The 14,939-nt window shown below is 61.3% G+C and carries 11 protein-coding genes; 8 read left to right on the top strand and 3 right to left on the bottom strand.

What is annotated here, in order from left to right; genetic code table 11:
- Window positions 1–23: 23 nt before the first annotated feature.
- The 3 genes from ALC15_RS26435 to ALC15_RS26425 all read right to left on the bottom strand — a co-directional run bounded on the left by ALC15_RS26435 (window position 24) and on the right by ALC15_RS26425 (window position 7,430).
- Window positions 24–902, bottom strand: coding sequence for a DUF427 domain-containing protein (locus tag ALC15_RS26435; RefSeq protein WP_050629792.1), 879 nt, complete (start codon window positions 900–902; stop codon window positions 24–26).
- A 156-nt stretch (window positions 903–1,058) separates the two neighbouring features.
- The gene (locus ALC15_RS26430; protein WP_050629791.1) at window positions 1,059–6,578 is read right to left on the bottom strand and encodes a trifunctional serine/threonine-protein kinase/ATP-binding protein/sensor histidine kinase; all 5,520 of its coding nucleotides are present in this window, start codon (window positions 6,576–6,578) and stop codon (window positions 1,059–1,061) included.
- Between the two features lie 315 nt (window positions 6,579–6,893).
- Window positions 6,894–7,430 carry a YkgB family protein gene (locus ALC15_RS26425; protein WP_050629818.1) on the bottom strand — a complete coding sequence of 179 codons (537 nt, stop codon included), beginning with the start codon at window positions 7,428–7,430 and terminating at the stop codon, window positions 6,894–6,896.
- Here ALC15_RS26425 and ALC15_RS45540 point away from each other — a divergent pair.
- From ALC15_RS45540 to ALC15_RS26385, 8 genes are all read left to right on the top strand, one after another.
- Complete coding sequence (locus ALC15_RS45540; protein ID WP_128089588.1) at window positions 7,422–7,670, top strand: hypothetical protein; 249 nt, start codon at window positions 7,422–7,424, stop codon at window positions 7,668–7,670. The genes ALC15_RS26425 and ALC15_RS45540 overlap by 9 nt on opposite strands.
- Before the next feature lie 294 nt (window positions 7,671–7,964).
- On the top strand, window positions 7,965–8,330 hold the full coding sequence (locus ALC15_RS26420; protein ID WP_050629790.1) for a response regulator transcription factor: 366 nt from the start codon (window positions 7,965–7,967) through the stop codon (window positions 8,328–8,330).
- Window positions 8,327–8,983, top strand: coding sequence for a sigma factor-like helix-turn-helix DNA-binding protein (locus ALC15_RS26415; protein ID WP_094194108.1), 657 nt, complete (start codon window positions 8,327–8,329; stop codon window positions 8,981–8,983). The genes ALC15_RS26420 and ALC15_RS26415 overlap by 4 nt, the downstream gene beginning before the upstream one ends.
- 547 nt (window positions 8,984–9,530) lie before the next feature.
- Window positions 9,531–10,214, top strand: a complete 684-nt coding sequence (locus ALC15_RS26405; RefSeq protein ID WP_050629787.1) for an HWE histidine kinase domain-containing protein — start codon at window positions 9,531–9,533, stop codon at window positions 10,212–10,214.
- Window positions 10,215–10,233: 19 nt separating this feature from the next.
- Window positions 10,234–10,740 carry a DUF417 family protein gene (locus ALC15_RS26400; RefSeq protein ID WP_050629786.1) on the top strand — a complete coding sequence of 169 codons (507 nt, stop codon included), beginning with the start codon at window positions 10,234–10,236 and terminating at the stop codon, window positions 10,738–10,740.
- Window positions 10,741–11,242: 502 nt separating this feature from the next.
- On the top strand, window positions 11,243–12,889 hold the full coding sequence (locus ALC15_RS26395) for an ATP-binding protein (RefSeq protein ID WP_050629785.1): 1,647 nt from the start codon (window positions 11,243–11,245) through the stop codon (window positions 12,887–12,889).
- A 2-nt stretch (window positions 12,890–12,891) separates the two neighbouring features.
- A complete protein-coding gene (locus ALC15_RS26390) occupies window positions 12,892–13,506 on the top strand; it encodes a response regulator transcription factor (RefSeq protein WP_050629784.1) in 615 nt (204 codons plus the stop codon).
- 295 nt (window positions 13,507–13,801) lie between these two features.
- The gene (locus ALC15_RS26385) at window positions 13,802–14,776 is read left to right on the top strand and encodes a helix-turn-helix domain-containing protein (RefSeq protein WP_244486272.1); all 975 of its coding nucleotides are present in this window, start codon (window positions 13,802–13,804) and stop codon (window positions 14,774–14,776) included.
- Window positions 14,777–14,939: the final 163 nt, after the last annotated feature.

Here is a 14,939-nt window from a genome sequence, read left to right as displayed (position 1 = left end):
TAGCCGGTTGCAGCCCTTTTGGGCTAGCTCACGGGCGTTGGCGCGGGAGCCACCTCGGCGATGTCAAGATTGCGATCGGGACCGTGTGGAACGACTGACTGACCGGCTGCGAGACTCATCTGCGTGCCGTCGAGATGGACCGTCACGATGTCCGGCTCGAATGACACAAAATTGGAGATACGGCGGACTTCGGGATAGGCGTCGAGGTACGACCAGGCCGCCTGACGGGCCTCTCCGATGGAATAATAGCTGCAGAGACCCTTGTACGGGCAGAAGGTCTGAAGCTTCACCGGAGCAAGGGCAGCCTCATCGATGTCGGCGCGTGGAACGTACCAGCGAGGTGCGAAGCCGGACTCGTAGAGGACCAGCGGCCGCTTTGTATCGGCGATGACCCGACCCTGATGCGTAACGACCAGGTTGCGAGATGCCTTGCGGATGTCGATGCGATGATAGGGATCGGCGGCATGGCCGAGGACGCGCTCGTCTTCTTCGTAGAACGCATCCATGGCCCGCCAGGCGAAGGCGATCAGACCCTGCAAATCGCCCGCATGGGAGGGCAAGTTGGTGTGCTGCCACGCGCCTCGCGCCGCGATGTGTTGCTCGTCCGCCTGCACGCTGTACCAGGACGTGGGCCCGAGGTCGGCATGTTGAGTGATATGCTCGGTGCGCTTCAGGACCTGCGGGGAAACGTCGGCCTCTGGGAAATAAGCCACCGGGTAACGGGCCGGTTCGAACAGCAGAAGAACCCGCTCGCTATCGGCAATCCAGCTTTCTCCAAAGCGCACGCGCATGCGGCGGCGAAGCGGCTCGACGTACAGGAGGCGCTTGGGCAGCGGCTCGGGAACCAGGAAGCGGCCAATTGCTCCCGTTGAAAGCGGGCCTTGTTGCCAGGACAGTCCCAACCGATCTCTCCGTGTGGCACGCCGCCAGTCGATGGCGGGCTCGTTTCCGTCCGCGCCTGGCTTCGGCGGCGCGATCCGGTGGCTATATTTCGTTCGCGGCCCGGCCTTGGTTACACGTCCACCAAACAATTCTATGATCATGCCAGCCAGGCTGGTTCAGCCAATTGCAAATCCATCATCGATCGGGACGGTGAACTGAAAGACGGCTCCGCGCGGTTCGTTTTTGGTCATCCACAGCCTGCCGCCATGCCCAACGATGATCGAACGGCATATTGATAGTCCGACACCCAGGCCGCCCGACTTGGTCGTGTAGAAAGGTTCGAACAGCCGCGCGAGGCCCTCCGCGGACAGTCCCGGTCCCGAATCGGCGATCGACACGAGTATGCTTTCCGCATCGGCTCTCCCGGTCTGGATCAGCAACTCGCGCTCGCCCTCCGTGGTTCCGCTCATCGCCTCGATGGCGTTCAAGATCAGGTTGAGCGTCACCTGTTGCAGCTCGACGCGATCGCCGACGACCTTGGGCAGGCGACCGGCGAACGCCGTGTGGATCGTGACACCGTTCCGCGCCGCTTCAGTCTGCGTGAGCTCGATGACGTGACCGATCACGCCGTTGATCGCCAGGGAATCCCGCTTGGGCGGCGATTTCTTTATCAGATCGCGAATTCGTCCGATGACCTCGCTGGAGCGGATACCGTTCTCGATGGCCCGTGTTAGCGCCCTGCGCGTCTGCTCCAGTGCCGGAGGTTGGTGATCGAGCCAGCTTAATGCTGCCTGCGCGCTGGCGATAACGGCGGTGTTCGGCTGATTGACCTCGTGGGCGATCGACGCCGTCAGCTGTCCCATAACCGCCACGCGGTTGGCATGAGCCAGCTCCATCTGGGACTCGCGGTAGCGCTGCTCGTTCTCGCGTGCCTCGGTTTCTGCGCGCTTGCGCTCGCTGAGATCGAGCACGAAGGCAACGCCTTGTTCTTGCTCGTCGTCGAACAAGGCTCCGCCGGTTAGCACCGGGACCCGGCTGCCGTCCTTGTGGAAGAACGCCTTTTCGAACGGCTTGACGACCCGCGTCGCCTTCAGTTCGGCCCGGGCGCGATCGGTGCGCTCTTGCCATTCAGGCGGCGTCAGATCTGCCCAACGCAACCGGCCCGCGCCGAGGTCCGCGCGATCATATCCCAGGGTTTTGAGGAAGGCATCATTGGCATCGAGAATGTCGGGGACGCGATCAAAGATGAAAATCCCGATGATGTTGGATTCGACCAGTCTGCGGATCCTTGACTCCCGCTCCTGAAGCTCTCGATACAGGCGGGCATTGTCGAGCGAGGTCGCGGCTTCGGACGCGAGAAACTTCAGGATCGCGATCCGGGCCGGAGTGAAAGCGCGCGACGCAAGATTGTTCTCGAGATACAAAAATGCCACCGCTCTGCCTTGCTTGACGAGTGGTACGCACAGGGCTGATAGGACGCGCTTCTGCTTGATGTATTCGTCGCCGCCGAATGCGCTGTCCGTCGACGCGTTGTCGAGCACGACGCTCTCTCGCGTGCGAGCCGTGTAGAGTACGATCGACATCGGTACCTCGGCGGCTGAGATCGGTGAATCGGCAAGATATAGAGCGACCGAACCGCCGCCGGTCACAGCCTCCGCCCGGATTCTCAGCTCGGGGCCTTTTGGCAAAATCAGCACGCCGCGTTCCGCGCCCGCGTGCTCGATGGCGGAACGAAGCAGGGTTTCCGTGAGCTTCTCAAGCACGATCTCACCCGAAACGGCCTCTGAGACCTTGAGAACCGTCGCGAGGTCCAACTGCTCGACGGGCGCTCCGATCGTGCCTGCGGCATTGAGCGCCGATCCTCGCTCCCGCACGCCCGGATGGAGTTCCTCAAGTTGGCTCACCTTTGCCTCGGCACCCCAGCGCGCGTAGCAGTCGCGTGCTTTTATCAAGTAGGAGAGAACGACCGTTCGAATGCCCCGCGCCTCATAGAACCCCGCCGCGCGCTCCGCGGCGATCGCTTCGATCTGCACGAATCCGGATTCCTGCGCCAATCGGATCGATTCTTCATACAGTTGCTCCGCCTCGAGCTCGCGACCTTCGATGCGCGCAAGCTCTGCCGCGACGAGCTTCTGCCGGGCGGCGAAGTTCGCCGGACAGCGGTTGGACCAGACTGTGAGCTTGCGGTGGTGCTCGCGAAGGTCCCTGAGACGTTCTTCGCGATCCTCGGGTCGTGATGCGTGATAAGCCCCGGCATGAGCGAGCGCCGCGTAGAACCGGTACTCGGAGAAATCCAAATAGGCGCGGGCGCACCATGTGACATCTTCCGCGCGCGCGGCGAGCGCAATCGCGACATTGTCACGTCCGGCAAGTACCTCGAGCTGAATTTGCGTCGCATAGTAGAAGAAGGCGGTTAGTGGTTCGCTTGCATCCAGGACCTGAAGCGCCCCCGGGCTCTTGAAGTCATTCCTCTCACTGCGCCCCGTAAGGCTCAGCGCCAGATTTCTTTGCCTGACCAGGCCCTCCGCGGCCAGCCGGACGCCCAAACCCTCCGCAAATGACAGGGCCCGCTCGGTGCTCGAGCAGACGTCCAAAAGCGAATCGCCGCAGAAGAGATCGATCGATATCAGTCCGCGATTTGAGTACGCCGCGAAAGCCAGCTCTCCGGTGGCTAGACAAATTGCAAGCGCACGCTGAATGAACGGCCGTCCCGATCGGATCGGACGAACCCATGGGGTTACGTGGAGACCGAATGCCAAGAGCGCACGTCCGCTCAATCCCATCTGTGGCTGCCGGTCAGCAAGGGCTGCGCCAAACTGCGATAGCCGGAATCCAAGCTCGGCATCGGTCGAGCTACTCGCGAGCACGCCGAATATGGCGGTCAGCGGATAGCACGCTTCAGGGCTGGTCCCGTGTTCGATCGTCAGCCGAGTAGCCTCCACGAGCATGATGTCGGAAAGGTTGCGATCGGTGAGAAAGGCAGGCGTGAGGAGGTCAGCCAGGACGCCCATCGTTGCTCGATGATTCGGATCGGTCATCGGCGGCAGCGCATGCAGCTGATCGTCGGACAGTTTTTCGGTCAAACCTCGCAGGCGTCGCCGATCTTCATCCACCACGCTTCGGTCGGGATGAGGGCCCCAGTCGATCCCGGTCTTGCGCAAGAATGCAAGGCAGACGTCGACCGCCCGCTTGAGCTGTCCCGCGGCGGTGTACAGCTGCGCCTGAAGTCTGGCGACCTCAGCGCTGGCCTGAATGTCCAATCGGCTCTGCGACAGGATCGCCATTTCTGCTTCGGCTGTGTTCAAATCTCCAAGCAGAAATTTGCACTCGGCGTGGAGTAGCCCGATCGCAAAGGCGTCCTGGCTACACTGCGGATGTGCTTCCTCTCCGAGCAGCTTGCGGGCGATTTCAAGGTAGGTTGCGGCCGCGTGGTAAGCCGTTGCATTTCGCGCGCGCCGACCCGCGGCGAGATTGACGGCAACGACCTGGTTGCGTTCGGCGCCGTTTGCCAAAGCGGCGATGCCGCGGTTCAGTTGGTTGGCAGCGACATAGACGCGCTCGTTGGTCTCGTCAGGGGTCAGCTGCGCTGCCAGGGCCAAGCCGATCCGAAGGTGCAGGGCCGTTCGCCTGTTCTGGTCCGGTTCAAGCGCATAAGCGGCCTCTTGCACGCGATCGTGCGCGAACGCGTAGGAGCTCTTGAGACGTCGGACCAGCTCGAGACGTGTCGCGTCTCGCATATCGGCGTGGAGCGTCTGCTCAGATGTTCCGTGCGCGAGGCCGAGCATTGCAACCTCGGCGCTGTGGCCCAGGCAGGCGAGCTGCAGCAGGGCCTGACGCGTCCTGTCGCGCAAACCGCTTAGCCTGCCGACCACGAGATCTGCGACGTTTTCGGCGTAGCTTTTGTCCTTGATGCGTTCGAGGTCCCCAAGCCACTGCCTCTTGTCGTGATCGAAGGTCAGTAGCCCTTCTTCGGCCAGCGTCTGCAGAAATTGCGTCAGAAAGAACGGATTGCCATCCGTCTTCTCGTATAGCACTTCGGCGATAGGCATGGCGTATGCAGGCTCGCAGTGAAGTGCATCCGCAATGAACTCCCGGACGGCAGCTCGGCTGAGCGGGGGTAAGTCGATTTCGTGTACCCGCTTACGGGAAGCGCGAATTTCGGCGAGCCGTTGTGCCAGCAGATGGTTGACGTCGACATCGTTGCGTCGGTACGCGATGACGAGAAGCAGATTTCGCAGGTCCGATCTGTTCAGAAGGTCGTCGATCAGATCCAACGTGGCCACGTCGAGCCACTGCAGATCGTCGAGAAACAGCACGAGGGGACGGTGAGGCTTGGCGAAGATGGCAATGAAGCGTCGAACGACGAGCTGGAAGCGTCGCTGCGCGTCCTGCGCGGAAGCCTCCGGAACAGGTGGTTGATCCCCGATCACCAGCCGCAACTCCGGAACGAGATCGACCATCAGTTGACCGAGATGCCCCAGCGCTTCGCGCAGTGCGTGGCGCCAGGGGACCAGATCGGCATCGCTCTTGGCGAGGAGGCCTCGGATCAGGCCCTGAAGCGCATGCGCCAGCGTCGCGTAAGGCATGTCGCGCTTGTGCTGATCGAACTTGCCCGACGCGAAGAACCCTCCGAGTGGGACTAAAGCCCTGTGCATTTCGTCGACGAGCGCCGACTTGCCGATACCGGAGGGACCGGACACCAGGATCAGCTCGGGCGTGCCGCTCCGGGTGACGCGGTCGAACGAGGTAAGCAGCGCCTCGATCTCGTGCTCCCTGCCGTATAGCCGTTCGGGAATTAACAGGCGGTCCGGCGTATCGGTTTGGGCCAGAACGAAATCATCGATCCGTCCGTGCGCCTCCCATTCGGCGAGTGAGCGTTCGAGGTCGCTCTTGAGGCCGGCGGCGGTCTGGTAGCGGTCCTCGGCCGTCTTGGCGAGGAGCTTCATGATGATCGCCGACACGGCGTCGGGTACATCGCTGCGCCGTTCGGCGGGTGGAACGGCTCGTCTCGCGATGTGGCTGTGCACCCATTCCATCGGATTGGCCGCGGCGAACGGCAGTGCGCCCGTGAGCATCCGGTAGAACGTCACGCCGACGGCGTACAGATCGCTGCGGGAATCGACGGACCGGTTCATGCGGCCGGTCTGCTCTGGAGCCATGTAGGCGAGCGTGCCCGCGATCGTCTCCGGTGGTTCGAGCTGCTGTCGCTCGCGCGGTAGGCGGGATGCCAGGCCGAATCCGGTGATCCTGACCTCGTCCGCTCCGGTCACCAGAAGATTTGCGGGCTTCAAGTCCTTGTGGACCAGGCCACGCCGATGGAGTTGGTCCACGGCAATGGCGATGGCAAGAGCCAATCGCAGAAATCGGTCAAGCATCATCGGAGCGCCGAGCTGCCGTTCGAGCGGCTCGCTGCCGGGATCTTCCAAGATCAGCAACGTTCGCCCACCGTCGCGGATCAGCTCCAGAGGCCGTACGGCCCAGGTCCCATCGAGCTCGTCGCGCAAGGCGTATTCATGGGCGAGCCTCTCGAGGACCGCGGCCGGCGGATGTTCCGCGGCGGCTCTTACGGTCAGGATACTGCCGACGCTGCCGTCGGCGTCCCGGCGCCATTCGCGGCAAAAGACGCGCTCCCCGTCGTCCCATAGGGCTTCGAGGCCGGAACCACCATGCGTGGGGATCGGCGGGGATACTTGCATCTGCCGGACTCCGGAGCTGGTCGGCCGGCCCGTGGAGAAGGGGTGCCCAGCGTCTTATCGCCCCCTCATGGTTTTACTCCACGGAGAGCTCCTCCACAACCGCAGGGGTCAGCACGACGCTACTTGCTCTTCTGGCCTCCGATATCCGGCGCTGCTGTCGCAGCGGTTACAAGTAGATTCGATCGGGAACTCTGAGGGGCGGCAGCGCTCCCGTGAATCGTGGATGCCTCGGCCAGCGTTCTCTTGCCTGGCGTTGTAACCAAACCACGCCGGTTTACGAATGTATCCGCTGGTGATGATCTTGCTCTTCTCGGGTCAACCGGCGCTACCGGATCGCTTCCTGTCGAACAACTCCGTTCCGAGCCGAGGATACCTCGCTGCTGCCCGGATGATGTCCTGCTTGAGCAGATAGATGGAAGCCGCAAGCAGTACGACGTCCTTCATGAGGAAGAGGAACGGCAATGTAGCTGCCGGAAAGCCGCCGGCCGGCGCCGCCCAGGCTTCGGGGAAGAACGGGATGATCGTCACTGTGGCGACATAGGTCGCGCATGAACCAAGCGACCCCAGGACCGCCAGTTTTCTGTTCCAGAGGCCAAACAAGAGGAGCAATCCAATCGACAATTCCGCCGAACCCAGGAAGTAGGCCGCGCCGCGCACGCCAAACGCCGGATATAGCCAGAAGATCAGAGGCCCGTGGCTGATGAACGGAATCAACGCGTGCGCTTCGTAGTCGAACCATTTCTGGCAGCTGAAGACGATAAAGACGACGATCATCGCCACGCGCGTAGCATGGTAGTCAAAATCGCCTTTGACCAGTTCGAGCTGAGACAGTTTCCTTATGAGATGGTCCATCTGATGTCTCATCCTCGAGGTCGCGAACTGGTGCCAAGGGCAGCGATCGATGTCTGTTGTTATCTGAACACTAGCCGGGCTTCGGAGTGCGCGCTGCGCGCAGATTATCGCGCGTTGTTCAAAATTGCGCCGTTCGACGGAAGCAACCGGGATCCGGCAACGCCTGATCTCATTCGTGTTCTGGCATCCCCGACGATGTTCCAAAACGGCGACGCGATCTTTCTGCGGCGGGCCGCGTAGCCTGGAGGCTCGCGTTCGAGCCACAAACCCATACCAAAGTCTGGGTCCGTGCAGCACAATCGCGAGATTGTGGCAGGCGGCTGGCAGACGCATGCTCGAGCCCGACCTGCGCAACCGATCTTGGCGCGGCTACTGGAACTTCCTCAGTTGGGGAGACCGAACATGTGCGTCTCGCGAACACGCATCGAACGTCACGACGGCGGTCGCCTGGTCAACTGGGGAGTGGCTTGCGCGACGGCCGACCTTGTTGCGATCGCAGTTCGATGATGATCGCATCTTGCGAGGGCAAATCAGGTGAAGGTCCCTTTTGTAGGAGTCGTCGATGACGACGAGGCCCTGTGCCTGTCTTTGGTGGATCTGATGCGGTCGATCGGCTATCGCTCCGAGCCGTTTGATAGGGCCGAAGCACTGCTGAGTTACGCCGACCGGTTCAGCTTCGACTGCATCATCGCTGACGTTCACATGCCTGGAATGGGCGGGTTGAACCTCGTTCGTGAGCTCCAACAGCAGAAGGTTGGAGCGCCGGTGATTCTCATTACAGCACTCTCGCACAAGCGGCTGGACGCGGAAGCGATCTCGGCCGGTGCCTTCTGCCTTCTCAGAAAGCCGTTCGAAACAGGTGCGCTGCTTGAGTGTCTCGACAGGAGCCTTCGAAGATGACAGCGCTCTCGGGTGGCAACATCGCGCCCTCCAAAGCCATGCAATCTTCTGGCCGCGACGAGCCCGCGCGCGCGCGCCGGGAGGATACGAGCCGGCGACGACATGATCGCGAGAAGATGACCCGTTGGCAAAGATGGAACGATTGTTCGGAACGATGGGGCCGGCTCATGCTTGCAGCGCGAGAAGGGGATCAGGCCGCATATGAGCAATTGCTTCGGGAATTGGATCTGTGGTTGCGCGCCTACTTCGCGCACCGGCTTCCCTATCCCGCTGCCGACGACGCGAGGCAGGAGGTGCTCCTAGCGATTCATGCGAAACGCCACACTTTTGTAGCCTCGAAGCCTTTCGGCGCCTGGGTCGTGGCGATAGCCCGCTACAAATGGGTTGATCGCATTCGTGATGCATCGCGCTACAATGCTCTAACGCTCGACGAAGACATTGCAGTCGAAGATCACGAAGGTGCCGCGATCAGTGCCGCCGCGCTGGACCAGCTGCTTAGCCGGTTGAAGCCCGCGCAAGAGAGCGTGATCCGCCTCGTGAAGCTGAATGGTCTCAGCATCGCGCGAGCGTCCGGTGCAACCGGCCAGTCCGCAGCCTTGGTCAAGATCAATATCCACCGCGGCCTGAAGAAATTGGCCGCATTCGTCTCCTGACGTCATTGCGGCCGCCGGCTGGGTCAGTCGGGGCGCAGAGACGGAGCCCTCCGCCCATGTGTGACGACAGAGAGTTCTTCTCGGTCATTCTCGCAGAGCGAACGGTCGCGCCAGCCGTCACCTTAAGTCGCATTAGGGACGCAAACGGATCATTTCAACAACATCGCCTCAATCGGCGCAATCCACGAACAGCGAGGCCCGCATGTGTGCCGTATGATGCCTGCGTCTTCATGGCGATTGAACTGCGTCGAGGCGCAACCATGCAACTCCGTTCATCCCTCATCCAGAGCTTCGTCGCCATTCCTCTAGCCGCGCTGGCGGAACCGATTACGGCACCATCGCCAAAGGCGCGGAGCGCGAGTCAGAGCGTCCAGATGCAGCCGCGCGGCAATGGATTCATGCCGAATTCGCTCGCCGAGGATGCGTTGCAGAGGCGCATTACGGACTTCAACCGAGCACAGGAGGGCCGGACGCAGATCGCGAAAAGAAGCATCTGCCGCGGGTGTTGATCAATATCCGGCTCAGCAAACAGCGATAGGTCTGCCACATGAGGCGCACCACCACCAGTTTACTGCAGGGCGGAAGCGACCGTGCGGACTACGAGCGGGCCGTTCCGATTCGGAATGAATCGCTCGAGCTTGTCGTCCGGGAATTGCAGCATCGAATGCGCAATATCCTCAGCATCGTTCTGTGCTTCGTGAACCACACCGATGCGAGTACGACGGCCGATTTTCGGGCGGCGCTCTCGGCGCGAATCATGACCCTGTCCGATGCTTGCAGGACGATCGAGGCAGCGCGAGAGCAGCGCGTCTCGCTTGCGTGGATATTGGAGCGAACGCTGAAGCCGCACGCGATGTGTCGGAAGAGGCGCATTCTGCTCGCGGGTCCGGACCTCACGCTTGAACCGCACATCGCCTTGTCGCTGCACGTCATCTTTCACGAGCTGGCTACCAATGCGAGCAAGCATGGCGCACTGATATCGACTGCGGGAGCCGTCGAGGTGACTTGGGAGAGCCCGCTCTACCTCGGCGGACAGGGTCTTGCGATCCGGTGGCGCGAGAGCGGCGGACCGAGGGTAACGAAGCCCGAACGAAGAGGCTTTGGCGTGCAACTGATTGCGCGGGTCCTGCCAGGAGCGCAGATCGATCTCGATTTTGCGCCCGAGGGGCTTGTCTGCCGACTTCTGATCGATCTCGGCCAGGCGCCGGCCACGCAGGGTGGTGTGAGCTAGGATCAGGAGGATCGACGCCATGACTACATTGACACGAAGCCCACGAAAACCGCTCGCAAGCGGACTGCCGATCTCGGGGTTGCTTGCGGGAGACCTGGATTACCACATGGTCCGCGCCTCAATGGTGATCCTGTTCTTCTTTTTCGGCTACCAGAAATGGTGGGCGTACGAGGCGGATCGTCTGGAGCCGTTCATCAGCAATGGCCCTCTGATCTGGTGGCTCTATCCCGCCTTCGGCCATCAAGGCGCCAGCTGGTTCCTGGGCGTCTCCGAATGGACCTTTGGCGCTTTGATATTCGCGGGCTTTTGGAGCAAGCGCCTCGGCGTTCTGGGCGCCCTTGGATCGACCGGCACATTCATCGCAACGGTCACGATCATTCCTTTCATGCCGGACGGTTGGGACGCATCAGCCGGCGGCTTTCCGGCAATGACGGGCAACGTGCCGTTCCTGATGAAGGATGTCGTACTGCTTGCGGTGTCGCTATATCTCTTGAAGCAAGACGCGGCGCGCACACTTCAGGCTTGAGAGATCCGGCAAGGGAGATGCAGTTTGGCGGCCGGCCGGAACGGCGCGAAGAAATGGCTGCGGCGGCAGAGCGAGACTGTTGATCGCGATAGCGAGAACGGCATCGGGAAAGCATTCAGGAGCGTTTGCGAAGCAGCCTTGCTTGTCGTGCCAGGTCGTTGCCGGTGCAGGTCTGCATTGCCGCGGTCTTGCCTGCCGACGAGGCTGACCAGCGAGCAAGGCATGCCGACGAGCGGCGGCCACAACGCCGCGGTTCTGCACTTTCATGGTTATTCGAAGCAGCGGGGGCATTGGTTACACCTGTTTCGAAAAATCGGCGCCATGCGCAGCGGCATATAAGGCTCTGCTTCGTGAACTCTGTCTCCGAGCAACCAAACTTGGCAATGTTCCCAAGTCCCGTTACACGTTGGGACGTACTGATGCGCTCTCGTCCCCCTTTGACGCGCAGCCACGAGGGACGTGCGAGAGGCCTGGATCTGATTGTCACGCGAGGCATCTCGGTATGAGGCTTGATAACGAGACGCGTGAACTGGATTTGGTCGCGAAAGCATTTCAGATCATCTCCAGAGAAATCAGCTATCAGGGATTGGCCAAGGCACTTCTCATGGAGGCGCTGAGTTATTCCGGAGCCGGTCGAGGAGCGATCCTGCTCAGCGGGCAAAGAGAGTTGCTTGCCAAAGCGGATGCGAGCTTCCCGCGTGAGAGGACGAACTTCTTTGCGTCCTTCCCGTCGAACGCCGAATTCCGCCTGCCGAATGATCTCGCCGAAGAAGTGCTCGATCGAAAGCAAACGGTCGTGAGGCAGGCCGGCGCCGAGAGATCGGCGTTGGTCGGCGATGCGAACCCGAGGCCCGAAACAATAGCCCAGCTTTGCCTGCCCTTGATTCATCATAACTGGGCTATTGGCGTTCTCTATCTCGAAGCAGACGGGGACGCGGATATCTTCACCCCGCGGCGCGTCCGGGTGATATCCATGATGGCCAATCAGGCCGCCGTTTCATTCGAGTCGGTGCGTCTGTTCGAGGCGCTGCGCGAGACCAACATGTGGATGGTCAGAGGTCAGCAGATCGGCGGGATGGGCAGCTATCGCTGGAATACCCGAACCCTGCTCTCCCGCGGATCGCGGGAATGTTATCGCATTCTGGACATAGACCTGGACGTGAACCCCGTGCCGTTCGAGGTGTTCAGGAACCGGGTGCACCCGGAGGACTATCCCGCGCTGGAACAGGCTCTCACCGAGGCGATCGGCACGAGGTCGCCGTTTAGCCACGACTACCGCGTGGTTCACCGGGACGGCAAGACTTTGCATGTCGTGGCCGTCGGGCAGTTCGATGAGGGGCCGACCGGAGACCTCGAACTGGAAGGCATCATCACCGATGTCTCGCAGCGGAAGGCGGCGGAACAGGCTCTCGCCGACGCGCGAAACGAACTTGCCCGGGCGACGGGTCTGACCTCCCTGGGGGAACTTGCCGGCTCGATCATTCACGAGATCGATCAGCCGCTGACGGGCATGATCATGAGTGCGGAAGCTTGCCTGCGGTGGCTCGCCAGGGATCCCGTCCAAGCCGTGGAGGCTCGAAATTCGGTTGCGCGCATCATCAAGCAGGCGCGTCGAGCCGCGGGGGTTGTGACCGGGGTCAGGTCGCTGGTGCGGGGTACGCAGGTCCACTTTGCCGAATTCGATATCAACGAAGCGGTTGCGGAGGTGCTGCTTCTGTCGAACCGGGAGATCGAGCGAGCCGGCGTCATTGTTCGTACGGACTTCGATCGATCGTCGCCTCAAGTCGAAGGGGATCGGGTTCAGGTCCAGCAAGTTGCGCTCAATCTGGTGCGCAACGCGATCGAGGCGATGGCCGGGGTTGAGGACGGGAACCGTATTTTGGCTCTCTCTTCTGGGGTCACCGATGGTATGGTTTTGGTGGCGATCGCCGATACGGGAGCCGGCATCAGTCCGGCTGATAGAGAGCGGGTCTTTGAGACGCTCTATACGACGAAGGGAGCGGGACTTGGTCTGGGGCTGTCGATCTGCCGCAAGATAGTCAAGCTCCACGGAGGACAGCTATGGGTGGAAGAAAACGGGAGGTGCGGAGCGAGGTTCATCTTCACTCTCCCGCTTCGCCAGGCAGCCCAGAGGTCGCAAAGCCGCTAGACATGCCTCCTTCCGGCATTGTTCACATTGTCGACGATGATCGCGCGGTTCGCGAGTCGCTTGGCGACCTGCTCGAGTCCCTGCACTACAGGGTCTCGTTGTACGGGTCCGCTGCGGATTTCTTGAAGGTTGAGCTGTCGGATGCTCCTGCCTGCCTGGTGCTCGATGTCAGATTGCCGGGCACGAGTGGTTTGGAGCTGCAGGAGTACCTGACGAAAATCAATGTCGGAATTCCGGTGATCCTGATGACCGCTTTCGGCGACATACCCATGTCCGTAAGAGGCATGAAGCTGGGGGCGGTCGATTTTCTCACCAAGCCGATACGGGATCAGGATCTCCTCGACGCGGTTACCGCTGCGATCCGGAAGGACATCGATCGACGCGACGACAGCGCGCACCTCGCGCAGCTACAGGAGAAATTTGCGCTGCTGACCGCGCGCGAGCGGCAAGTGATGACGCTGGTGGCATCGGGTCTGATGAACAAGCAGGTCGCCAGCGAGCTCTCGATCAGCGAAGCAACGGTCAAGATGCATCGTGGCAGCGTGATGCGGAAGCTCGGAGCAAGGACCGCGGCAATGCTCGTTCGAATGGCTGAAGCTCTGCAGCTCCAGGGTTGAAGCGTCGACCCGGGCAACAAGTATCTCGTCCTGAATCATTCGGCGTCGTCCCGCTCGCGACCCATACCTAGGTATGGGCCGTAACAGCACAAGCGTGAGATTGTCCACCGCACTGATCAAAAGCATGTTGTGCCCATACGGTGCTGCCGGCGGGTACTGGCAGCTCGCTGTGACCGGGGAGGTAACGCCACTTGCAGCTTTAACGCTGGCTCCAGGCAATCAAGATATCTCTCCCGTGCGGAAGCTTGTTGGTGACTGAACGCTGCCATCCGGAGCACAGAACAGGGCGACGACGATGGGGATGTACGTATCAAATTCGAGTGAGGCCATGCTATGCGCCGCGGCTTCCGCTGCGCCTATCCGGTCGGTCGACGAGACGCAGCCTTCAGGGTGGTCCGAGGCCGCCCTTCATCCGACGGTCAGCATAACGCCTGCCGGCCCGGTGAAACGTCTCGGGATAGGATGGCGTTGGTGGTTTTCGGAGAGCGTTCACCTTCCGGTCGGCAACAGAATCGAGTTTCGCTTCCAGGGATCGAGACACCTCCTGGCGTTGTACAACGAAGGAGCACGGAAAAGCGGCGAGGCCTACATTGATGGCCTCTGTTCGTCGAAGCTGCGGGGGGCCGAACACAGGTTGACCTTTGTTCCGGCAGGACGTGCCTATCGGGAATGGCATGAGACGGCATCGTCTGCACAGGTGACCTTCCTCTACTTCGATCCCGCCGCGCTTCATGGCTCGGTCGGCAGCGCGACCGGACTAGCGCCAAGGATATACTTCGAGGATCCGCTGGTCTGGGAGACGGCCTCCAAATTGAAGAAGGCCATCGAGAGCGGAGAGACCAACTGCGCATCCTACGTCGAGGCGCTCTGCGGCGTGCTCGCCCATGAACTTTCGAGATCCGATCACCATCTCGTTCGTGAGCCGACGCTGATCAGTCGCGGAGGTCTCGCAGGTTGGCAGAGGCGCGTCGTCGTCGAGTATGTCGAGCAGCATCTAGGGGAGCAAGTCTGCCTATTGACGCTCGCCGAGCTCGCCAGGCTCAGCGTTCACCACTTCTGCCGCGCATTCAAGAAGTCGTTCGGCATCCCGGCCTATCAATATCAGGTGCAACGCCGAATGGAGTTCGCCAAGCTGCGACTGGCGGATCGCGCGGTATCGATTACGGACATCGCACTCAGCCTGGGCTACGCACAAACGAGCTCGTTCAGCTCGGCCTTTCGCAAAGTGACGGGTTGGACCCCGACCGACTATCGCAGGAAGTTCGAATGAGCCGATCAGAGCGGGATGGATCGCGACAGCAATCTCGTACGAGCGGAAGAATCCAGGCGGGTCTGTAACCGGATCATGCCGCGCCACGAAATACCTCAGCGAGGCCGCCTCCGACCAACGGCCATCTGAGCATCGTCTTCATGAGGCGGAACGGGTGTCGAGG

Origin of the sequence: Bradyrhizobium viridifuturi (genome assembly GCF_001238275.1) — a bacterium.
Lineage (GTDB): Bacteria > Pseudomonadota > Alphaproteobacteria > Rhizobiales > Xanthobacteraceae > Bradyrhizobium > Bradyrhizobium viridifuturi.
Note: the sequence above shows the minus strand (reverse complement) of the source record. Positions and strands in the feature narration are given on the sequence as shown.

Bases quoted from the DNA above. Each gene is read 5' to 3' on its own strand.
- ALC15_RS26390 (WP_050629784.1), top strand. From the start codon at position 12,892: ATGCCTCCTTCCGGCATTGTTCACATTGTCGACGATGATCGCGCGGTT.
- ALC15_RS26415 (WP_094194108.1), top strand. From the start codon at position 8,327: ATGACAGCGCTCTCGGGTGGCAACATCGCGCCCTCCAAAGCCATGCAA.
- ALC15_RS26395 (WP_050629785.1), top strand. From the start codon at position 11,243: ATGAGGCTTGATAACGAGACGCGTGAACTGGATTTGGTCGCGAAAGCA.
- ALC15_RS26400 (WP_050629786.1), top strand. From the start codon at position 10,234: ATGACTACATTGACACGAAGCCCACGAAAACCGCTCGCAAGCGGACTG.
- ALC15_RS26405 (WP_050629787.1), top strand. From the start codon at position 9,531: ATGAGGCGCACCACCACCAGTTTACTGCAGGGCGGAAGCGACCGTGCG.
- ALC15_RS45540 (WP_128089588.1), top strand. From the start codon at position 7,422: ATGGTCCATCTGATGTCTCATCCTCGAGGTCGCGAACTGGTGCCAAGG.
- ALC15_RS26425 (WP_050629818.1), bottom strand. From the start codon at position 7,430: ATGGACCATCTCATAAGGAAACTGTCTCAGCTCGAACTGGTCAAAGGC.
- ALC15_RS26385 (WP_244486272.1), top strand. From the start codon at position 13,802: ATGGGGATGTACGTATCAAATTCGAGTGAGGCCATGCTATGCGCCGCG.
- ALC15_RS26430 (WP_050629791.1), bottom strand. From the start codon at position 6,578: ATGCAAGTATCCCCGCCGATCCCCACGCATGGTGGTTCCGGCCTCGAA.